Source organism: Nocardioides sp. BE266, assembly GCF_031457855.1.
Lineage (GTDB): Bacteria > Actinomycetota > Actinomycetes > Propionibacteriales > Nocardioidaceae > Nocardioides.
Genome location: NZ_JAURTI010000006.1, coordinates 26,407 through 42,286, shown reverse-complemented (window position 1 = coordinate 42,286; position 15,880 = coordinate 26,407). Strand labels below are relative to the sequence as shown.

The following is a 15,880-nucleotide window of genomic DNA, read 5'->3' as shown; positions in this document are numbered from 1 at the left end:
ACCTCACGTGCACCTGAGGTCCTACCGTCCTGACAGTGACCACCAGCACGACCCGCGAGCCGCGCGAGCGGATCCTGTCGCCGGCCTATGCCGCCACCACGATCGCCATGTTCGGCCTGATCGCGTTCGTCGCCTTCGAGGCGATGGCCGTGGCCACCGTGATGCCGACCGTGGCGCGCGACCTCGACGGCCTCAACCTGTACGCCCTCGCCTTCGCCGCGCCGCTCGCCAGCGGCGTCGTCGGGATGGTGGCCGCCGGGATGTGGAGCGACCGCACCGGACCCGTCGTGCCGCTGCTGGCGTCGATGGCGCTCTTCTCCGCGGGCCTGCTGGTGTGCGGGCTGGCGCCGTCGATGGAGGTGCTGCTGGTCGGCCGGGTGCTGCAGGGTCTCGGCGGCGGCGCGCTCACCGTCGGGCTCTACGTGCTCGTCGGCCTCTGCTTCCCGGCAACCCTGCGTCCGGCGGTCTTCGCCTCCTTCGCCGCCGCGTGGGTGCTGCCGTCCCTCTTCGGACCTGGCCTCGCGGCCCTCGTCGCCGACGCGTGGAGCTGGCGGTGGGTCTTCCTCGGCACGGTCGCCCTGGTCGTGGTCGCGCTGGTGCTGCTCGCCCCGGCGCTGCGCGGGCTCGAGCCGCACACCGACGGCGTCGACACCCCGTCCGTACGCCTCTGGTGGGCCGCGCTCGGTGCCGTCGCCGTCCTGGTGCTGGAGCTGCTCGGCTCCGCCGACGGCCTCACCGCGCTCGGCGCCGTCGTGGCGCTCGTCGCGGTCTGGGTCTCGCTCGGCCGGCTGCTGCCTCCGGGGAGCCGGGTCCTGCGGCGCGGGCTCCCGTCGGTCATCGCGACCCGCGGCCTGCTCTCCGCCACCTTCTTCTGCGCCGAGGCCTACATCGTCTACGTCCTCCAGGACCACTGGCACCTCACGCCCGGTCGCGCGGGCATCGCGCTGACGTGCGTCGGCATCGTGTGGGCCAGTGCCAGCCAGGTCCAGTCGCGGCTCGGCGAGCGGGTCTCGCACACCCGCGCGATGGTCGTCGGCACGTGCATCGTGCTGGCCGGGCTCGTCCTTCTCGCGGCGTCGGTGCTCGCCCACGACGCCGGCCACGACCCGTCCGCCGTGCTTCCTGCAGCGGCGTACGTCCTCGCGGGGGCGGGCATGGGCTTCGCCTACCCGCGCACCGGTGTTGCGATGCTCGAGGTCTCCACCGACCGCGACCGGGGCTTCAATTCCTCCGCGCTGTCGGTGGCCGACTCGCTGGGCGCGGCGCTGGCCCTGTCGGTGGCGGGTGCGGCGTTCGCGGCGGCCGAGCGGCAGGACGCCGACCCGTTCGCGACCGTGTTCGTGCTCGCCGCCCTCGGCGGCGCCCTCGGTGTGCTGGCGGCCTCGCGCACGAGGGCGGCCGCCGCCCCACCGGCGTAGTCCAGTGCCGTATGGCTGTCACGTCTGGGTAGTCCAGTGACGATCGGTCGTCGTCATCCCCCCGGGACGACCGTTCGCCACTGGACTACCCCCGCCATCCCGAGTGGCGGTCCCCGTTCAGCGGCGGCGCAGGCGCGCCTCCACCAGGGCCGGCGGCGCGTAGCCGCGGTCGGCCTCGTTCAGCGTCGTGCCGGGCGGCACGATCTCGTCGATCCGGTCGAGCACGTCGGGGGTGAGGATCACCTTCTCCACGCCGAGCTGCGACTCGAGCTGCTCGAGGGTGCGCGGGCCGATGATGGCCGACGACACCGCCGGGTGCGCGAGCACGAAGCCGAGCGCGAGGTGGATCAGCGACAGCCCCGCCTCGTCGGCGAGCTCCTGCAGCTGGTGCACCGCCTCCAGCTTGACCTTGTTGTCGGGGTGGTTCGGGTCGTGGCGCGCGGGCTGACGCTTCAACCGGCTCGAGGTCACGGCAGGCTCCTCGCCGCGGCGGTAGCGGCCGGACAGCCAGCCACCGGCGAGCGGGCTCCACGGCAGCACTCCGAGGCCGTACTTCTGCGCCGTGGGCAGGATGTCGCGCTCCACCTCGCGGGCGAGGATCGAGTACGGCGGCTGCTCCGTCGCCGGGCGCTCGCGCTGGCGCTTCTCGGCGACCCACTGGGCCTCGACGACCTGCGAGGGCAGGAACGTCGAGGTGCCGATGTAGCGGATCTTGCCCTGGCGGACCAGGTCGGTCAGCGCGCCGAGCGTCTCGTCGATGTCGACCTCGGGCCGCGGGCGGTGCACCTGGTAGAGGTCGATGTGGTCGACCTGCAGCCGGCGCAGCGAGGCCTCGACCTCGCGGACGATCCAGCGACGCGAGTTGCCCTGCTGGTTGGGGTCCTCGTCGTGCATCGAGCCGTGGAACTTGGTCGCGAGGAACACGTCGTCGCGGCTGCCCGCGCGGGCCTGCAGCGCCTTGCCGACGATCTCCTCGGACTCACCGCGGGCATAGACGTCGGCGGTGTCGATGACGTTGATGCCGGCGTCGAGCGCGCGGTGGATGATCGCGATCGACTCGTCGTGGTCGGGGTTGCCCCAGGCGCCGAACATCATGGCGCCGAGGGTCAGCGGGCTGACCTGGACGCCGGTGCGGCCGAGGGGTCGGTAGTTCTCGAAGGTCATGCGGTTTCCTCCAGTGGAGTGACGTACTGGCTGTCGGGGCGGTCGAGGCCGTAGTGGTCGCGGAGCGTGCTTCCTGTGTACTCCGTGCGGAACAACCCGCGCGCCTGCAGGATCGGGACGACGTGGTCGACGAACGCCTCGAGCCCGGACGGCAGGGCGGGCGGCATCACGTTGAAGCCGTCGGCCGCGCCGCTGGTGAACCAGTGCTCAATGGCGTCGGCGACCTGCTCGGGCGTGCCCGAGAAGGTCCGGTGCCCGCGACCGCCGCCGAGGCGGCCGATCAGCTCACGCACCGTCAGCCCCTCGCGACGGGCGAGCGTCACGATGAGCGTGTAGCGCGACTTGGCGCCCTCGATCTGGTCCTCGGCGGGCAGGTCGTCGGGCAGCTGCTCGTCGAGCTGCAGCCGCTCCGGCGCGACCCGCAGCGTGCGGGCGAGCTGGCGCCGGGCGTACTCCGGGAGGATCAGCCGGTCGAGCTCCTCCTCCAGTGCCCGTGCCTCGGCCTCGGTCGAGCCGATGGCCGGCACGATGCCGGGCAGGACCAGCAGCTTCTCCGGGTCGCGCCCGAAGGTCGCAGCCCGCGCCTTGATGTCGGCGTAGAACTCCTGCGCGTCCTCGAGCGTCTGCTGCGCGGTGAAGATCGCCTCGGCGTACTGCGCGGCGAAGTCGCGGCCGTCCTCCGACGACCCTGCCTGCACGAGCACCGGGCGGCCCTGCGGCGAGCGCGGCAGGTTGAGCGCGCCGTGCACGCGGAAGTGCTGCCCCACGTGCTCGATCGGGTGCACCTTCTCGGTGTCGCCCCACGCGCCGGCGTCCTTGTCGGCCAGGACGGCGTCGTCCTCCCAGCTGTCCCACAGCTTGGTGGCGACCTCGACGAACTCGCGCGCCCGGCGGTAGCGGTCGGCGTGCGCCGGCAGCTCGTCGAGCCCGAAGTTGCGCGCGGCCTCCAGCGTCGCGGTGGTGACGATGTTCCACCCCGCGCGGCCGCCGCTGACGTGGTCGAGCGAGGCGAAGCGCCGGGCCAGGTTGAACGGGTCGTTGTACGACGTCGACGCCGTCGCGATCAGCCCGATGCGTGAGGTCGCAGCCCCCATTGCGGTGAGCAGCACCGTCGGCTCGAGCGTCCCGGCCGGGCGGCGCCCGACCTCGCCGAAGAGGGCCGGGGAGTCGGCGAAGAACACCGAGTCCATCAGGCCACGCTCGGCGGTCTGCGCGAGGCGTACGAAGTGGGCGACGTCGGTGTTGCTCCGCGGGTCGCTCTCCTCCAGCCGCCACGACGCCTCGTGGTGGCCGGTGCTCATCAGGAACGCGTTGAGCCGCAGCTGCCGGGTCATGAGGCGGCCCGCTCGTCGAGGCGCGTGCCCGAGTGGCGGCCGGGCGCCACGTCGTGGTCGTCCTCGACGCCGAGCTCGGACAGCAGCTGGCTGCGCAGCCGGGCGAAGCCGGGGTCGGCCTGCGAGCGCCGCGCGCCGAGGTCGATCCGCGCGTCGTGGCGTACGACGCCGCCGTCGAGCACGATGACCCGGTCGGCCAGCACGATCGCCTCGTCGACGTCGTGCGTCACCAGCAGCACGGCCGGCTGGTGCACCTCGCAGAGCTTGCGGAGCAGCGTGTGCATCCGGATCCGGGTCAGCGCGTCGAGCGCACCGAACGGCTCGTCGGCCAGCAGCAGCTGTGGGTCCCGGACGAGCGAGCGGGCCAGCGACGCGCGCTGCTGCTCGCCGCCGGACAGCTCGTGGGGCCACGCCTTCTCGCGGCCGCCGAGGCCGACCTCGGCCAGCGCCTGGGAGCCGCGCTCGGCCGCGTCGGCGGACCGGAGGCCGAAGACGACGTTGTCCAGCAGGCGCTTCCACGGCAGCAGCCGCGAGTCCTGGAAGACGACGGACACCTTCTCCGGCACGGCGATGCGGCCGGTGCCCGCCACGCCGCGGTCCAGGCCCGCGAGGGCGCGGAGGAGGGTGCTCTTGCCCGAGCCGCTGCGACCGAGGAGAGCCACGAACTCGCCGGGCGCGATCTCGAGGTCGAGGCCGTTGAGCACGCCACCCGCCTCGTTGAAGCTGCGGTGCAGGTCGGTGACCTGGACCGCCGGGGTCAGCTCGCCAGAGTACGACGCCATGACAGTGCCTTCCTTTCGATGAGCCGGACCGCCGCGTCGGCGAGGACGCCGAGCAGCGCGTAGACGACGAGCCCGACGACGATGATGTCCGTCTGCCCGTAGTTCGAGGCCAGCGTGATCATGTGGCCGATGCCGGCCGTGGAGTTGATGACCTCGACGACCACCAGCGCGAGCAGCGAGCTGGTGACGGCGAAGCGCATGCCGAGCAGGAAGCCCGGCATCGCACCGGGGAGCACGACGTGGCGGATGAACTCGCCCCGGGGCACGCCCAGGGTCTCGGCCAGCTCGGCGTACTTCCCCTCGATGGTGCGCAGGCCGTTGTGGGTGTGGATGTAGATCGGGACGAACACGGCCAGCGCGATCGTGATGACCTTGAACGGCTCGCCGATGCCGAACCACAGGAGCAGCAACGGGATCAGCGCGAGGGTCGGGATCGAGCGCTTGACCTGGATCGGGCCGTCGATCAGTGCCTCGCCGAACCGGGAGAGACCGGAGATGAGGGCGAGGATCGTGCCGGCGGCGACGCCGAATCCGAGGCCCAGTGCGGCCCGGATGCCGGAGGTGACCAGGCTCTCCTGGAGCCGGCCGTTCTCGATGAGCGTCTCGGCCGTCCTGACGACGGTCCACGGCTCGCTGAGGTTGCGCGGGTCGATCAGCCCGGTCGCCGAGCCGATGATCCAGACCGCTAGTAGCGCGGCGATGCCGATGAGCCCGCCGAAGCGGATGGGGGCGCCCGGGGCGAGCCGCCGCCGGGCGGGTCGGACGTCCTCCACGCGGGAGACGGGACGGGCGGGTGCGGTCAGCGTCGTCATGAGGATCCCTTCACGGCGGCAGCGATGGCCTTCTCGAAGCGCCGGTCGTAGATGGTGGCCACGTCGAGCGGCTCCTGGTCCTGGGCCTCGACGAGGGTGTCGACGGTCTGCTGGTGGCGGGCGATGAACTCGTCCCAGTTGGTCGGCACGGTGAACTGGCCGAGTGCCTTGACGACGTAGGCCGCGTCCTCAGGCGTCAGGCCCTCGTGGTCGACGTAGTAGGCCTCGGCGAACTCGTCGGGGTGGTCGGAGATCCACTGCTGGGCCTCGGCCCAGACGCCGACGTACTCCTTGATCGCGGCGGCCTTGTCGGCGTCCTCGAGCACGGTGGTGGGCGCGTAAAGCGTCCACGCGTCGTCGCGGACGCCCGGCGCAATCGTGGTGGCGCCGTCCCGCTCGTACTTCGCGAGGTAGGTCTTGGCCAGGCTCTGGCCGAGCGGTGCGACGTCGACCTGCTTGCCGGCGAGCGAGACCGAGAAGGCGTCGTCGACGCTCTGCATCTCGACGAGCTGGACGTCGTCCTGGGTCAGCCCGGCCTCGCGGAGCACGTTGAGCACGACCGCGCCCTGGGCCTGGCCCGGGCTGTAGGCGATCTTCTTGCCCTCGAGGTCCTCGATCGTCTTCACGTCGACGCCGGGGGCGATGCCCAGCTCGTAGGTCGGGTGGTCCTCGGGGTCGACGGTCTCGCGGGCGGCGACGATGCGGACGTCGGTGCCGGTCCAGTGCGCGAAGAGCGGCGGGATGTCGGCGACCGAGCCGATGTCGAGCGCGTCGGCCCGGAACGCCTCCAGCGTCTTGGGGCCGCCGGTGATGTTGGCCCACTCGACGTCGACGTCGAGCTCGTCGATCAGCCCGGAGGTCTCCAGGGCAACCTGGGTGGCCGGGTCCCCGACGCGGAGCGTGGTGCCGTCGGCGGGGGCGTCGGGCAGGGCCGCGGTCAGCTCGAGCTTGGGTCCGGCCTCGTCGGCGCCGCAGCCGGTCATCGCGACCAGACCGACGGTGGCCAGCAGTGCTGCGCGGATCAGGGGGCGCGTGAGCCCTCGTCGTGCCATCGGAACAACTCCTTCTCGGGGTGGAACGATCAAACTAATGTAAGTTGGTCGACAAACTGCACTAATGAGTGCGCTGTCTTTCCTTGCACCTGCTGGGCGATCCCGTCAGGCCCCGCGGAGCAGGGGCAGCAACGAGTCACCGACGCGCACGATCTCGCGCTCGTACGGCGTGTCGCTGAGGACGAAGTGGGTGATGCCGAGGTCGGCGTAGCGGCGCAGCGCCTTGGCGACGTCGTCGGGCGAGCCGACCAGCCAGGTCGTGCCGGCGCCACCGCCGCCGTACTTGCCGGGCGCGGTGTAGAGGCAGTCGTCGAGCACGTCTCCGCGCTCGGCGAGGTCGAGCAGGCGCTGCTGTCCCTCGGCCACCCGGCGGGCCGGGTCCACGAACCACTCGTCCTTGCCGGCCGCCATCTCCGCGACGCGGACCTCGGCGTCGGCCCAGGCCTCCTCGGTCGTGGCGCGCACCAGCGTGGTGATGCGCAGGCCGAACTCCAGAGGGGGCAGGTCTCGGTCGAGGTCGGCGCTCAGCTGCTTCAGGTGGTCGATGCGGGCGGCCACCCCGTCGAGCGGCTCGCCCCAGAAGAGCTGGACGTCGGCCTCGGCCGCTGCCGTGCGCTGCGCCGCCTCCGACGCGCCGCCGAAGTAGAGCTTCGGGTGCGGACGCCCCGGACGGGCCACCGGCTTGTGCTCGAGCGTCGCGCCCTCGGCGCGGTAGTGCTGGCCGTCGAAGGTGATGTCGTCCTCGGTCCAGTAGCGGCGGACCAGGCGCATGAACTCCCTCGTCCGGGCATAGCGGTTGGCCTGGTCGCCCTCGTCGTCGCCGTACTGCGCCTGGTGGTCGGGACCGCTCACGATGTTGACCTTCACCCGGCCGCCGCTGAGCTGGTCGAGCGTGGCCGCGGCCGAGGCGAAGTGCGACGGGCGCCAGTAGCCAGGACGGATCGCGATGAGCGGGTTGAACGTCGTCGTGCCCGCCACGAGCGCGGTGGAGACGGTGAAGGTGTCCGGGCGCTTCCACCCGGTGCCGACGAGGGCGCCACCCCACCCGTGCTCCTCGGTGAGCCGGGCCAGCGCCGTCAGGCGGCCGAGGCTGTTGTGGCCCTCGACCGTGTCGTCCAACCGGTGGCCGGGCTCGACCTGGTTGGGGATGTACCAGAGGAACTCCATGGAGCGATGCCTTTCCGCATGTTGTCTAGTGGGTTACTAGACATAGCACACCGAGGCCCACCCTCCCGACATCTGAGGACGCCATGGACGTGTTCGCCCTCGATCGACGACCACCACGTCCTCAGATATCCGGGGTCGCTTGCGGACACCGGCTGACCGCATCCGGTCCTACCGTCGAGCCATGGACATGAAGCTCGAGCTGGTGATGGTGCCTGTGACGGACGTCGACCGGGCCAAGGAGTTCTACGTGAAGGTCGGCTTCAACGCCGATCACGACCAGACCGTGAGCGAGGAGATTCGCTTCGTGCAGCTGACGCCTCCGGGCTCGGCGTGCTCGATCGCGATCGGCCGCGGGCTGACCGAGATGGCGCCCGGCTCGCTCGACAACCTCCAGGCGGTCATCGCCGACGCCGATGCGACGTACGCCGACCTGGTGGCGCGCGGCATCGAGGCGAGCGGGATCGACGACCAGCCGTGGGGTCGCTTCATCCAGTTCCGCGACCCCGACGGCAACCGGTGGACGCTCCAGCAGCTGCCCGCGTGGTCGTCCGGCGCGGGTGGCGACGGCGCCCAGCCCGACGCCTGATCAGGGCTGGGCCGGGGAAGCGTCCTCGAGCGCCGGGCGGCGTACGGCCCGGACGACGAGCACGACGCCGACGGCGATCAGCGGGAGCGTCAGCCACTGCCCCATGTGCAGGCCGGTGCGCTCGGCGAAACCGGCCAGCTGGGCGTCGGGCTCGCGGAAGAACTCGACCACGAACCGGGCAGCACCGATGCCGGCCAGGAAGACCCCGCCGAGCAGGCCCGGTCGCCACCGCGCACGGGTGCGCCAGAACAGCCAGAGCATCACGACGATCATCAGGGCGCCCTCGAGCGCGGCCTCGTAGAGCTGGCTGGGGTGGCGCGGCTGATCCCCGGCGCCGGGGAAGACCATCGCCCACGGCACGTCGGAGGGCTTGCCCCAGAGCTCGCCGTTCACGAAGTTGGCGATCCGGCCGAGCATCATCCCGAACGGCACGTTGACCGCGACGTAGTCGCCCACCCGCAGCAACGGGAGCCGGTGCCGCCGGGCCACGACGCCGAAGGCGATCAGCACCCCGATGAGACCACCGTGGAAGCTCATCCCGCCGTGCCACACCTGCAGCACCTCGCCGGTGCGCCACAGCTCGGGCTCGTAGAACGTCGCGTAGCCGACCCGCCCGCCGACGATGATGCCGACGGCCGCCCAGAGCACGAGGTCCTCGGCCCGCTCGCGCGTCATCGGGCTGCCGGGCTCGCGCACCATCCGCTGCAGGTGCCAGTAGCCCAGCAGGATCCCGAGGATGTAGGCGAGGGCGTAGAACCGCAGCGTGAACGGGCCCAGGTCGATCCCCGGGCGCAGCCCGAGGTCGCTCCAGTGCAGCGGGTCGGACGCCAGGACGCTCACGTCAACCGGGTCAGACGAGCGGCGGCTGGGTCTTCTCCCGCACCTCGTCCTCGGTGACGCCGGGTGCGACCTCGACCAGCTTGAGCGCGCGCTCGCCGAGGGTCCCCGAGGGGGCGACCTCGCCGGTCGCGGGGTCGATCACGTCGATGACCGCGAGGTCGGTGATGATCCGCTGCACGACGCGCTTGCCGGTGTAGGGCAGGTCGCACTCGTCCAGGATCTTCAGCGACCCGTCCTTCGCGGTGTGCTCCATCAGCACGATCACCCGCTTGGCGCCGTGGACGAGGTCCATCGCGCCGCCCATGCCCTTGACCATCTTGCCGGGGATCATCCAGTTGGCGATGTCACCGACCGCGGAGACCTGCATGGCGCCGAGGATCGCGGCGTCGATCTTGCCGCCGCGGATCATCCCGAACGACTGCGCGGAGTCGAAGAACGACGCGCCCTTGCGCAGCGTCACCGTCTCCTTGCCCGCGTTGATCAGGTCGGGGTCCTCCTCGCCTTCGAAGGGGTACGCCCCCACCCCGAGGATGCCGTTCTCCGACTGCAGCACCAGCTCGACGTCGTCGGCGACGTAGTTGGGCACCAGCGTCGGCAGCCCGATGCCGAGGTTGACGTAGGACCCGTCCTTGAGCTCGCTGGCGGCACGCGCCGCCATCTCCTCACGACTCCAGCTCATGTCAGCCTCCCAGTCCGTGAGTCGCAGCGTCGTCGGCGGGCGCAGCGTCCGTCGGACGCGGCCGTGTGGTGACCTTCTCGATCTTCTTGTCCGCGGCCTGCTCGGGCGTGAGCTCCACGACCCGCTGCACGTAGACACCCGGAGTGTGTACGTCGGCCGGGTCGAGCTCACCCGGCTCGACGAGGTGCTCCACCTCGGCGATCGTCACCCGGCCGCACATCGCGGCGAGCGGGTTGAAGTTGCGGGCAGACTGGCGGAACACGAGGTTGCCGTGGCGGTCGCCCTTCCAGGCCCGCACCAGCCCGAAGTCGGCCACGATGGCCTCCTCCAGAACGTACTCCTTCTCGACAAGACCGCCGCCCTCCCCGTCGGGGACTGAGAAGACCTTGGTCTCCTTCGGCGGCGAGGCGACGATGACGTTGCCCTCGGTGTCGTACTTCCAGGGCAGGCCGCCCTCGGCGACCTGGGTGCCGACGCCGGTGGCGGTGTAGAAGCCGGGGATGCCCGAGCCGCCGGCCCGCATCCGCTCGGCGAGTGTGCCCTGCGGGGTCAGCTCGACCTCGAGCTCGCCGGACAGGTACTGCCGCGCGAACTCCTTGTTCTCCCCGACGTAGGAGGAGATCATCCGGCGCAACCGCTTCTGGAAGAGCAGGCGGCCCAGCCCCCACTCGTCCACGCCGCAGTTGTTGGAGACCGCCTCGAGGTCGGTCGTGCCCGCCTCGAGGATCGCCTCGATGAGCACCGACGGGATGCCACACAGTCCGAAACCGCCGACGGCGATGGTCGCGCCGTCCGGGATGTCGGCGACCGCTTCAGCCGCCGAGGTGACCACTTTGTCCATGCCCGGCACCCTAGCGGCCGTGTGAGCGGCGCCACTGTGTGCCCCGGAGCCACAGTTCGCGGGTCGAGGTGTGGCTGGCCGCCCTCGCTATCCTCGCCGTGTGACCGCTCCCTACGACCGGCCGGTCGACTGGCCCCGCGTGCGGCTGCACGTGGTCACCGGCAAGGGCGGCACCGGGAAGTCGACCGTCGCCGCATCGCTCGCGATGGCACTGGCGAGCACCGGCCGCAACGTCCTGCTGTGCGAGGTCGAGGGCCGCCAGGGCATCGCCCGGATGTTCGACACCGACCCGCTCCCCTACGAGGAGCGCCGCATCGCCAAGGGCGCCCCCGACGCGGACGGCCGCGCCGGGCAGGTGCACGCGCTGCACATCGACCCGGAGTCGGCGCTGCTGGAGTACCTCGCGATGTACTACAAGCTCGGCCGCGCCGGGAAGGCGCTCGACCGCTTCGGCGTGATCGACTTCGCCACCACCATCGCCCCCGGCGTGCGCGACGTGCTGCTCACCGGCAAGGTCTACGAGGCGGTCCAGCGCCCGCGCGGCGGCCGGCACAGGGACCAGATCACGTACGACGCCGTGGTGCTCGACGCTCCCCCGACCGGCCGGATCTGCCAGTTCCTCGGCGTCAACTCCGAGCTCGCCGGCCTGGCCAAGGTCGGCCCGATCAAGAGCCAGGCCGACAAGGTGATGGAGCTGCTCCGCTCCGACCGCACGGCGGTCCACCTCGTCACGATCCTCGAGGAGATGCCCGTCCAGGAGACCCACGACGGGATCGCCGAGCTGCGCGCCGCCGGGCTCCCGGTCGGCGGGATCGTGGTCAACCTGGTCCGCCCGCAGGACCTCAGCGCCAGCGCGCTGGCCCAGGTCCGCAAGGACCGCGTCGACCCCACGGCGGTCGCCTCCGACCTGGCCCGCGCCAAGGTCGACGTCGACGCCGACCTGGTCACCTCACTCGTCGACGAGGCCCGCGACCATGCCGTACGACGTCAGCTGGAGGACGAGCAGCGCGCACTCGTCGCCGAGGAGGAGGTCCCGACCTACGAGCTGCCCCGGCTGGCCGCCGGCATCGACCGGGGCGCGCTCCTCGAGCTGGCCCAGCTCCTGCGGAAGCAAGGAATGGCATGACCACGGCTCCCCTGCTCGACGTCGACGCCCTGCTCGACGACCCGCACACCGAGATCATCGTGTGCTGCGGCTCGGGCGGCGTCGGCAAGACCACCACGTCCGCGGCGCTCGCCCTGCGCGCAGCCGAGCGGGGGCGCAAGGTCGTGGTGCTCACCATCGACCCGGCGCGACGGCTGGCGCAGTCGATGGGCATCGAGCAGCTCGACAACACCCCGCGCCCGGTCCCGGGGCTCCGCTCGCGGAAGTTGGGCGGCTCGCTCGACGCGATGATGCTCGACATGAAGCGCACCTTCGACGAGGTCGTCGAGGGCCAGGCCAGCCCGGAGAAGGCGAAGCAGATCCTGGAGAACCCGTTCTACGTCGCGCTCTCCAGCTCCTTCGCCGGCACCCAGGAGTACATGGCGATGGAGAAGCTCGGGCAGCTGCACCGGCAGGCCCGGCAGGACGACAGCTACGACCTGATCGTGGTCGACACGCCGCCCTCGCGCTCGGCGCTGGACTTCCTCGACGCCCCGGAGCGGCTCTCCAGCTTCCTCGACGGGCGGTTCATCCGGCTGTTGCTCGCCCCTGCCCGCGGCCCGGCCAAGCTGATGACGGCGGGGCTCTCGGTCGTGACCAACGCGCTCACCAAGGTGCTCGGCGCCCAGGTGCTGCGCGACATGCAGACGTTCGTGGCGGCCTTCGACACGCTCTTCGGCGGCTTCCGGCAGCGGGCCGAGCAGACCTTCGCGCTGCTGCAGGCCGACGGGACGGCGTTCCTCGTGATCGCCGCTCCGGAGCCCGACGCGCTGCGCGAGGCGGCGTACTTCGTGGACCGGCTCACCGACGACGACATGCCGCTGGCCGGCCTGGTCGTCAACCGGGTCAGCCCGTCGGCGCGCACCGAGCTGTCGGCCGAGGAGGCCATCACCGCGGCCGACCGGCTGCAGTCGGGCGACTCGTCGTCGCTGACCGCGGGCCTGCTGCGGCTGCACGCGGACCGCGTGCGGATCATCGAGCGCGAGGAGCACCTGCGCGAGCGGTTCGCTGCCTCGCACCCCGCCGTGCCGACCGCGGTCGTGCCGGCGATGGCCGGCGACGTCCACGACCTCGACGGGCTGCGCTCGATCGGCGAGCTCCTCGCCGACCAGTCCTAGCCGTGTCCCACAGCTCCGACAGGGGAGCCGAGCTGTGAGGGATCAGGCGTTGACGGTGGGCGACTCGACCTTGGTGCGAGCGGTCTCCAGGATGCTGCGCCACGAGGAACCCGGGCGGCGGCGGAGCAGCGCACGGCGCTCACGCTCGGTCATCCCGCCCCAGACGCCCCACTCGATCTGGTTGTCCAGAGCCTCGGCCAGGCACTCGGTGCGCACGGGGCACCCGGCGCAGACCTGCTTGGCCTTGTTCTGCTCCGCGCCTCGCACGAAGAGAGCGTCAGGCGTGTCGCCCTTGCATGCGGCGCGTGCTGCCCAGTCCTCGACCCACATAGTGTTTCCCCACGATCTTTGTGCGAGCCGGCCGGCCGCCCCCATAGCGGCCATCCCTGACTCGACCTGAAAAGTAAACGAATCAACGACGCCCGCGTCAGGACCAGGTGGCTCAAATCGCATAGTCCAATGTGACTAGGTGTCTGCGCGCCTGGAATTCAGGTGGTATGGCCCCCTCCACGTACTCTGGTGTCCATGTCTTCCCGCCCCGAGCGCCCCCACGGACGCCCCGAAGCCGGTCGCGTCGCCTCCCACCTCGCGGTGATGGGCGCCGTCGCGGTCGTGATGGGCGTCCTCACCGCGTGCCTCGCCATCCCGTTCGCGGGTCTGGTCGGCGTGGCCGCCAAGGACGTCAGCAAGGGGATGGTCAACCTCCCCGAGTCGCTCGAGGCCAAGGACCTCTCGCAGAAGACGCGGATCTACGACGTCAACGGCAACCTGATCGCCTCGCTCTACGACCAGAACCGGATCAACGTCCCGCTCAAGTCGATCTCGCGCCCGATGGTCAAGGCCATCGTCGCGATCGAGGACTACCGCTTCTACGACCACGGCGCGCTCGACCTCAAGGGCACGCTCCGCGCGTTCATCACCAACCAGGCCAACGGCGGCGCCGTGCAGGGTGGTTCGTCGATCACGCAGCAGATGGTGAAGCAGACCCTGCTCTACCAGGCGGAGACCGACGAGGAGAAGGCCGCGGCGACCGAGGAGACCTACGCGCGCAAGATCCGCGAGCTCCGCTACGCCATCGCGTTCGAGAAGAACCACACCAAGGACTGGATCCTCGAGCGCTACCTCAACATCGCCTACTTCGGCGACGGCGCGTTCGGCGTGCAGGCGGCGGCGGTCCACTTCTTCTCCAAGAACGCCAAGGACCTCAACCTCCTCGAGGCCGCCACGCTCGCCGGCCTGGTGAAGAACCCCGTCGGCTACGACCCGGTCGACAACCCCGAGCGGGCCGAGAGCCGCCGCAACGTCGTGCTCGACCGGCTCGCCCAGCTCGGCGTGCTGAGCGAGAAGAAGGCCGACCGGCTCAAGGGCGCGCCGATCAAGAAGACCCTCAAGGTCAAGGCGTCCCCCAACGGCTGCCAGCAGTCCAGCGCGCCGTTCTTCTGCGACTACGTCGTCAACTGGCTGCTCAAGGACCCCGTGCTCGGTGACACGCCGAAGGAGCGTCGCCGCACGCTCAACAACGGCGGTCTGACGATCAAGACCACGATCGACCTCGACATGCAGAAGGCCGCCGACGAGGCCGTCAAGGCGCACGTCTACCAGACCGACCAGGCCATCGGCGGCCTGGCGATGGTCGAGCCCGGCACCGGCGACGTACGAGCGCTGGCGCAGTCGCGCCCGATGGGCAAGGACAAGAAGGGTGGCGAGACCTATCTCAACTACACCGTCCCGAAGAAGTACGGCGACGCCAACGGCTTCCAGGCCGGCTCGACCTTCAAGCTCTTCGTCCTCGCCGCGGCCATCAACCAGGGCATCCCGCTGAGCACGAGCATCCCCTCGCCCCAGACGATGCACTTCGACGACTGGGACTTCGAGACCTGCGACGGCCCCTACGCCGGTGACCAGAAGGGCTGGGACCCCGAGAACTCGACCGGTGCCGGCACCTTCGACCTCTACTCCGGCACCCAGCACTCGGTGAACACGTTCTTCGCCCAGCTCGAGACCCGCACCGGCATGTGCGAGCCGCTCGAGCTCGCCAAGCAGATGGGCGTGAAGGTGCCCAAGGCCCAGCAGGTGCCGTCGTGGATCCTCGGCGTCTCCGACGCCGACCCGCTGACCATGGCCCAGGCCTACGCCACCTTCGCCGCCCGCGGGCTGCACTGCGACCCGCGCCCGGTGACCGAGGTGCTCGACTCCTCGGGCCAGCCGCTCAAGGACTTCAGCAGCCAGTGCGAGCAGGTCATGCCGGGCGCCACCGCCGACGCGGTGAACTCGATCCTCCGCGGTGTCATGGAGCCCGGTGGCTTCGGCCAGAACATCGCCATCGACAAGCCGTCGGCCGGCAAGACCGGCACCAACAACAGCAACATGGCGGTGTGGTTCGTCGGCTACACGCCGAAGCTCGCCACTGCCGCGATGGTCGCCGGCGCCAACGAGTTCGGCGAGTGGGTGAGCCTCAACGGGCAGACCGTCGGCGGCAGCTACATCAGCAGCGCCTTCGGCTCGACCGTCGCCGGCCCGATCTGGGGCGACGCGATGTCGGCGATCTCGGCCAAGCTCCCCGACGAGGACTTCCAGGCCCCGGCCGGTGACGAGATCGCCGGCGTGCTGACGCCCGTGCCCGACGTCTCCGGCCAGACGGTCGAGGCGGCGACCCAGCAGCTCCAGGCGGCCGGTTTCACCGTCGCCGACGGCGGCCAGGTCAACTCCGAGGTCACCGCCGGCAACGTCGCCTACAGCTCCCCCGGAGCCGGTACGTCGCTCAGCAGCGGCGACACGGTCACCCTCTACACCTCGACGGGCTACGTCCCGCCGCCCAAGAAGGGCGGCAAGGGAAAGGGCAAGGGTCGCGGCCGCGGCGGCCGCTGACCCCCCTGCGCGATCCCCGGTCAGCCGGGGATTCCTGAAGTTGTCGGCCCGTGCAGAGCCTGACAAGTTCAGTGA

General features: G+C 71.0%; 15 protein-coding genes. 5 read left to right on the top strand and 10 right to left on the bottom strand.

Annotation, left to right across the window (positions count from 1 at the left end; genetic code table 11):
• Positions 1 to 35: 35 nt before the first annotated feature.
• Positions 36 to 1,418, top strand: coding sequence for an MFS transporter (locus J2X46_RS18160; RefSeq protein WP_310253059.1), 1,383 nt, complete (start codon positions 36 to 38; stop codon positions 1,416 to 1,418).
• 117 nt (positions 1,419 to 1,535) lie between these two features.
• Here the strand turns inward: J2X46_RS18160 and J2X46_RS18155 are convergent, their stop codons facing one another.
• The 6 genes from J2X46_RS18155 to J2X46_RS18130 form a co-directional block, all read right to left on the bottom strand.
• Positions 1,536 to 2,582: an aldo/keto reductase gene (locus J2X46_RS18155; protein WP_310253057.1), complete on the bottom strand. Its 1,047-nt coding sequence runs from the start codon at positions 2,580 to 2,582 to the stop codon at positions 1,536 to 1,538.
• Entirely contained in the window at positions 2,579 to 3,916 is a 1,338-nt protein-coding gene (locus J2X46_RS18150; RefSeq protein ID WP_310253055.1) for an LLM class flavin-dependent oxidoreductase, read from the bottom strand. Before J2X46_RS18150 ends, J2X46_RS18155 begins: the two co-directional genes overlap by 4 nt.
• The gene (locus J2X46_RS18145; RefSeq protein ID WP_310253053.1) at positions 3,913 to 4,698 is read right to left on the bottom strand and encodes an ABC transporter ATP-binding protein; all 786 of its coding nucleotides are present in this window, start codon (positions 4,696 to 4,698) and stop codon (positions 3,913 to 3,915) included. Before J2X46_RS18145 ends, J2X46_RS18150 begins: the two co-directional genes overlap by 4 nt.
• Entirely contained in the window at positions 4,674 to 5,510 is an 837-nt protein-coding gene (locus J2X46_RS18140; protein WP_310253051.1) for an ABC transporter permease, read from the bottom strand. The genes J2X46_RS18145 and J2X46_RS18140 overlap by 25 nt, the downstream gene beginning before the upstream one ends.
• On the bottom strand, positions 5,507 to 6,562 hold the full coding sequence (locus tag J2X46_RS18135; protein ID WP_310253049.1) for an ABC transporter substrate-binding protein: 1,056 nt from the start codon (positions 6,560 to 6,562) through the stop codon (positions 5,507 to 5,509). Before J2X46_RS18135 ends, J2X46_RS18140 begins: the two co-directional genes overlap by 4 nt.
• 105 nt (positions 6,563 to 6,667) lie before the next feature.
• Positions 6,668 to 7,729 carry an LLM class flavin-dependent oxidoreductase gene (locus tag J2X46_RS18130; protein ID WP_310253047.1) on the bottom strand — a complete coding sequence of 354 codons (1,062 nt, stop codon included), beginning with the start codon at positions 7,727 to 7,729 and terminating at the stop codon, positions 6,668 to 6,670.
• A gap of 181 nt (positions 7,730 to 7,910) precedes the next feature.
• Between J2X46_RS18130 and J2X46_RS18125 the strand changes: the two genes are divergently transcribed.
• Positions 7,911 to 8,315, top strand: coding sequence for a VOC family protein (locus tag J2X46_RS18125; protein ID WP_310253045.1), 405 nt, complete (start codon positions 7,911 to 7,913; stop codon positions 8,313 to 8,315).
• On the opposite strand, the gene lgt is transcribed toward J2X46_RS18125, so the two are convergent.
• Genes lgt through J2X46_RS18110 form a run of 3 tightly spaced genes read right to left on the bottom strand, consistent with a single transcriptional unit; the run spans position 8,316 to position 10,675 of the window.
• A complete protein-coding gene (gene lgt, locus J2X46_RS18120; protein WP_310253043.1) occupies positions 8,316 to 9,155 on the bottom strand; it encodes a prolipoprotein diacylglyceryl transferase in 840 nt (279 codons plus the stop codon).
• A 10-nt stretch (positions 9,156 to 9,165) separates the two neighbouring features.
• Positions 9,166 to 9,834, bottom strand: a complete 669-nt coding sequence (locus tag J2X46_RS18115; RefSeq protein WP_310253041.1) for a 3-oxoacid CoA-transferase subunit B — start codon at positions 9,832 to 9,834, stop codon at positions 9,166 to 9,168.
• Between the two features lies 1 nt (position 9,835).
• Positions 9,836 to 10,675, bottom strand: a complete 840-nt coding sequence (locus tag J2X46_RS18110; RefSeq protein WP_310253038.1) for a CoA transferase subunit A — start codon at positions 10,673 to 10,675, stop codon at positions 9,836 to 9,838.
• Positions 10,676 to 10,775: 100 nt separating this feature from the next.
• Here J2X46_RS18110 and J2X46_RS18105 point away from each other — a divergent pair, with 100 nt between their 5' ends.
• Positions 10,776 to 11,801, top strand: coding sequence for an ArsA-related P-loop ATPase (locus tag J2X46_RS18105; RefSeq protein WP_310253036.1), 1,026 nt, complete (start codon positions 10,776 to 10,778; stop codon positions 11,799 to 11,801).
• The gene (locus J2X46_RS18100) at positions 11,798 to 12,937 is read left to right on the top strand and encodes an ArsA family ATPase (protein ID WP_310253034.1); all 1,140 of its coding nucleotides are present in this window, start codon (positions 11,798 to 11,800) and stop codon (positions 12,935 to 12,937) included. The genes J2X46_RS18105 and J2X46_RS18100 overlap by 4 nt, the downstream gene beginning before the upstream one ends.
• 42 nt (positions 12,938 to 12,979) lie before the next feature.
• On the opposite strand, the gene J2X46_RS18095 is transcribed toward J2X46_RS18100, so the two are convergent.
• On the bottom strand, positions 12,980 to 13,267 hold the full coding sequence (locus J2X46_RS18095) for a WhiB family transcriptional regulator (protein WP_310253032.1): 288 nt from the start codon (positions 13,265 to 13,267) through the stop codon (positions 12,980 to 12,982).
• 195 nt (positions 13,268 to 13,462) lie between these two features.
• Between J2X46_RS18095 and J2X46_RS18090 the strand changes: the two genes are divergently transcribed.
• Positions 13,463 to 15,805: a transglycosylase domain-containing protein gene (locus tag J2X46_RS18090; RefSeq protein WP_310253030.1), complete on the top strand. Its 2,343-nt coding sequence runs from the start codon at positions 13,463 to 13,465 to the stop codon at positions 15,803 to 15,805.
• Positions 15,806 to 15,880 lie beyond the last annotated feature (75 nt).

Bases quoted from the DNA above. Each gene is read 5' to 3' on its own strand.
- J2X46_RS18155 (WP_310253057.1), bottom strand. From the start codon at position 2,582: ATGACCTTCGAGAACTACCGACCCCTCGGCCGCACCGGCGTCCAGGTC.
- J2X46_RS18150 (WP_310253055.1), bottom strand. From the start codon at position 3,916: ATGACCCGGCAGCTGCGGCTCAACGCGTTCCTGATGAGCACCGGCCAC.
- J2X46_RS18145 (WP_310253053.1), bottom strand. From the start codon at position 4,698: ATGGCGTCGTACTCTGGCGAGCTGACCCCGGCGGTCCAGGTCACCGAC.
- J2X46_RS18140 (WP_310253051.1), bottom strand. From the start codon at position 5,510: ATGACGACGCTGACCGCACCCGCCCGTCCCGTCTCCCGCGTGGAGGAC.
- J2X46_RS18135 (WP_310253049.1), bottom strand. From the start codon at position 6,562: ATGGCACGACGAGGGCTCACGCGCCCCCTGATCCGCGCAGCACTGCTG.
- J2X46_RS18130 (WP_310253047.1), bottom strand. From the start codon at position 7,729: ATGGAGTTCCTCTGGTACATCCCCAACCAGGTCGAGCCCGGCCACCGG.
- J2X46_RS18125 (WP_310253045.1), top strand. From the start codon at position 7,911: ATGGACATGAAGCTCGAGCTGGTGATGGTGCCTGTGACGGACGTCGAC.
- J2X46_RS18115 (WP_310253041.1), bottom strand. From the start codon at position 9,834: ATGAGCTGGAGTCGTGAGGAGATGGCGGCGCGTGCCGCCAGCGAGCTC.
- J2X46_RS18110 (WP_310253038.1), bottom strand. From the start codon at position 10,675: ATGGACAAAGTGGTCACCTCGGCGGCTGAAGCGGTCGCCGACATCCCG.
- J2X46_RS18100 (WP_310253034.1), top strand. From the start codon at position 11,798: ATGACCACGGCTCCCCTGCTCGACGTCGACGCCCTGCTCGACGACCCG.
- J2X46_RS18095 (WP_310253032.1), bottom strand. From the start codon at position 13,267: ATGTGGGTCGAGGACTGGGCAGCACGCGCCGCATGCAAGGGCGACACG.
- J2X46_RS18090 (WP_310253030.1), top strand. From the start codon at position 13,463: ATGTCTTCCCGCCCCGAGCGCCCCCACGGACGCCCCGAAGCCGGTCGC.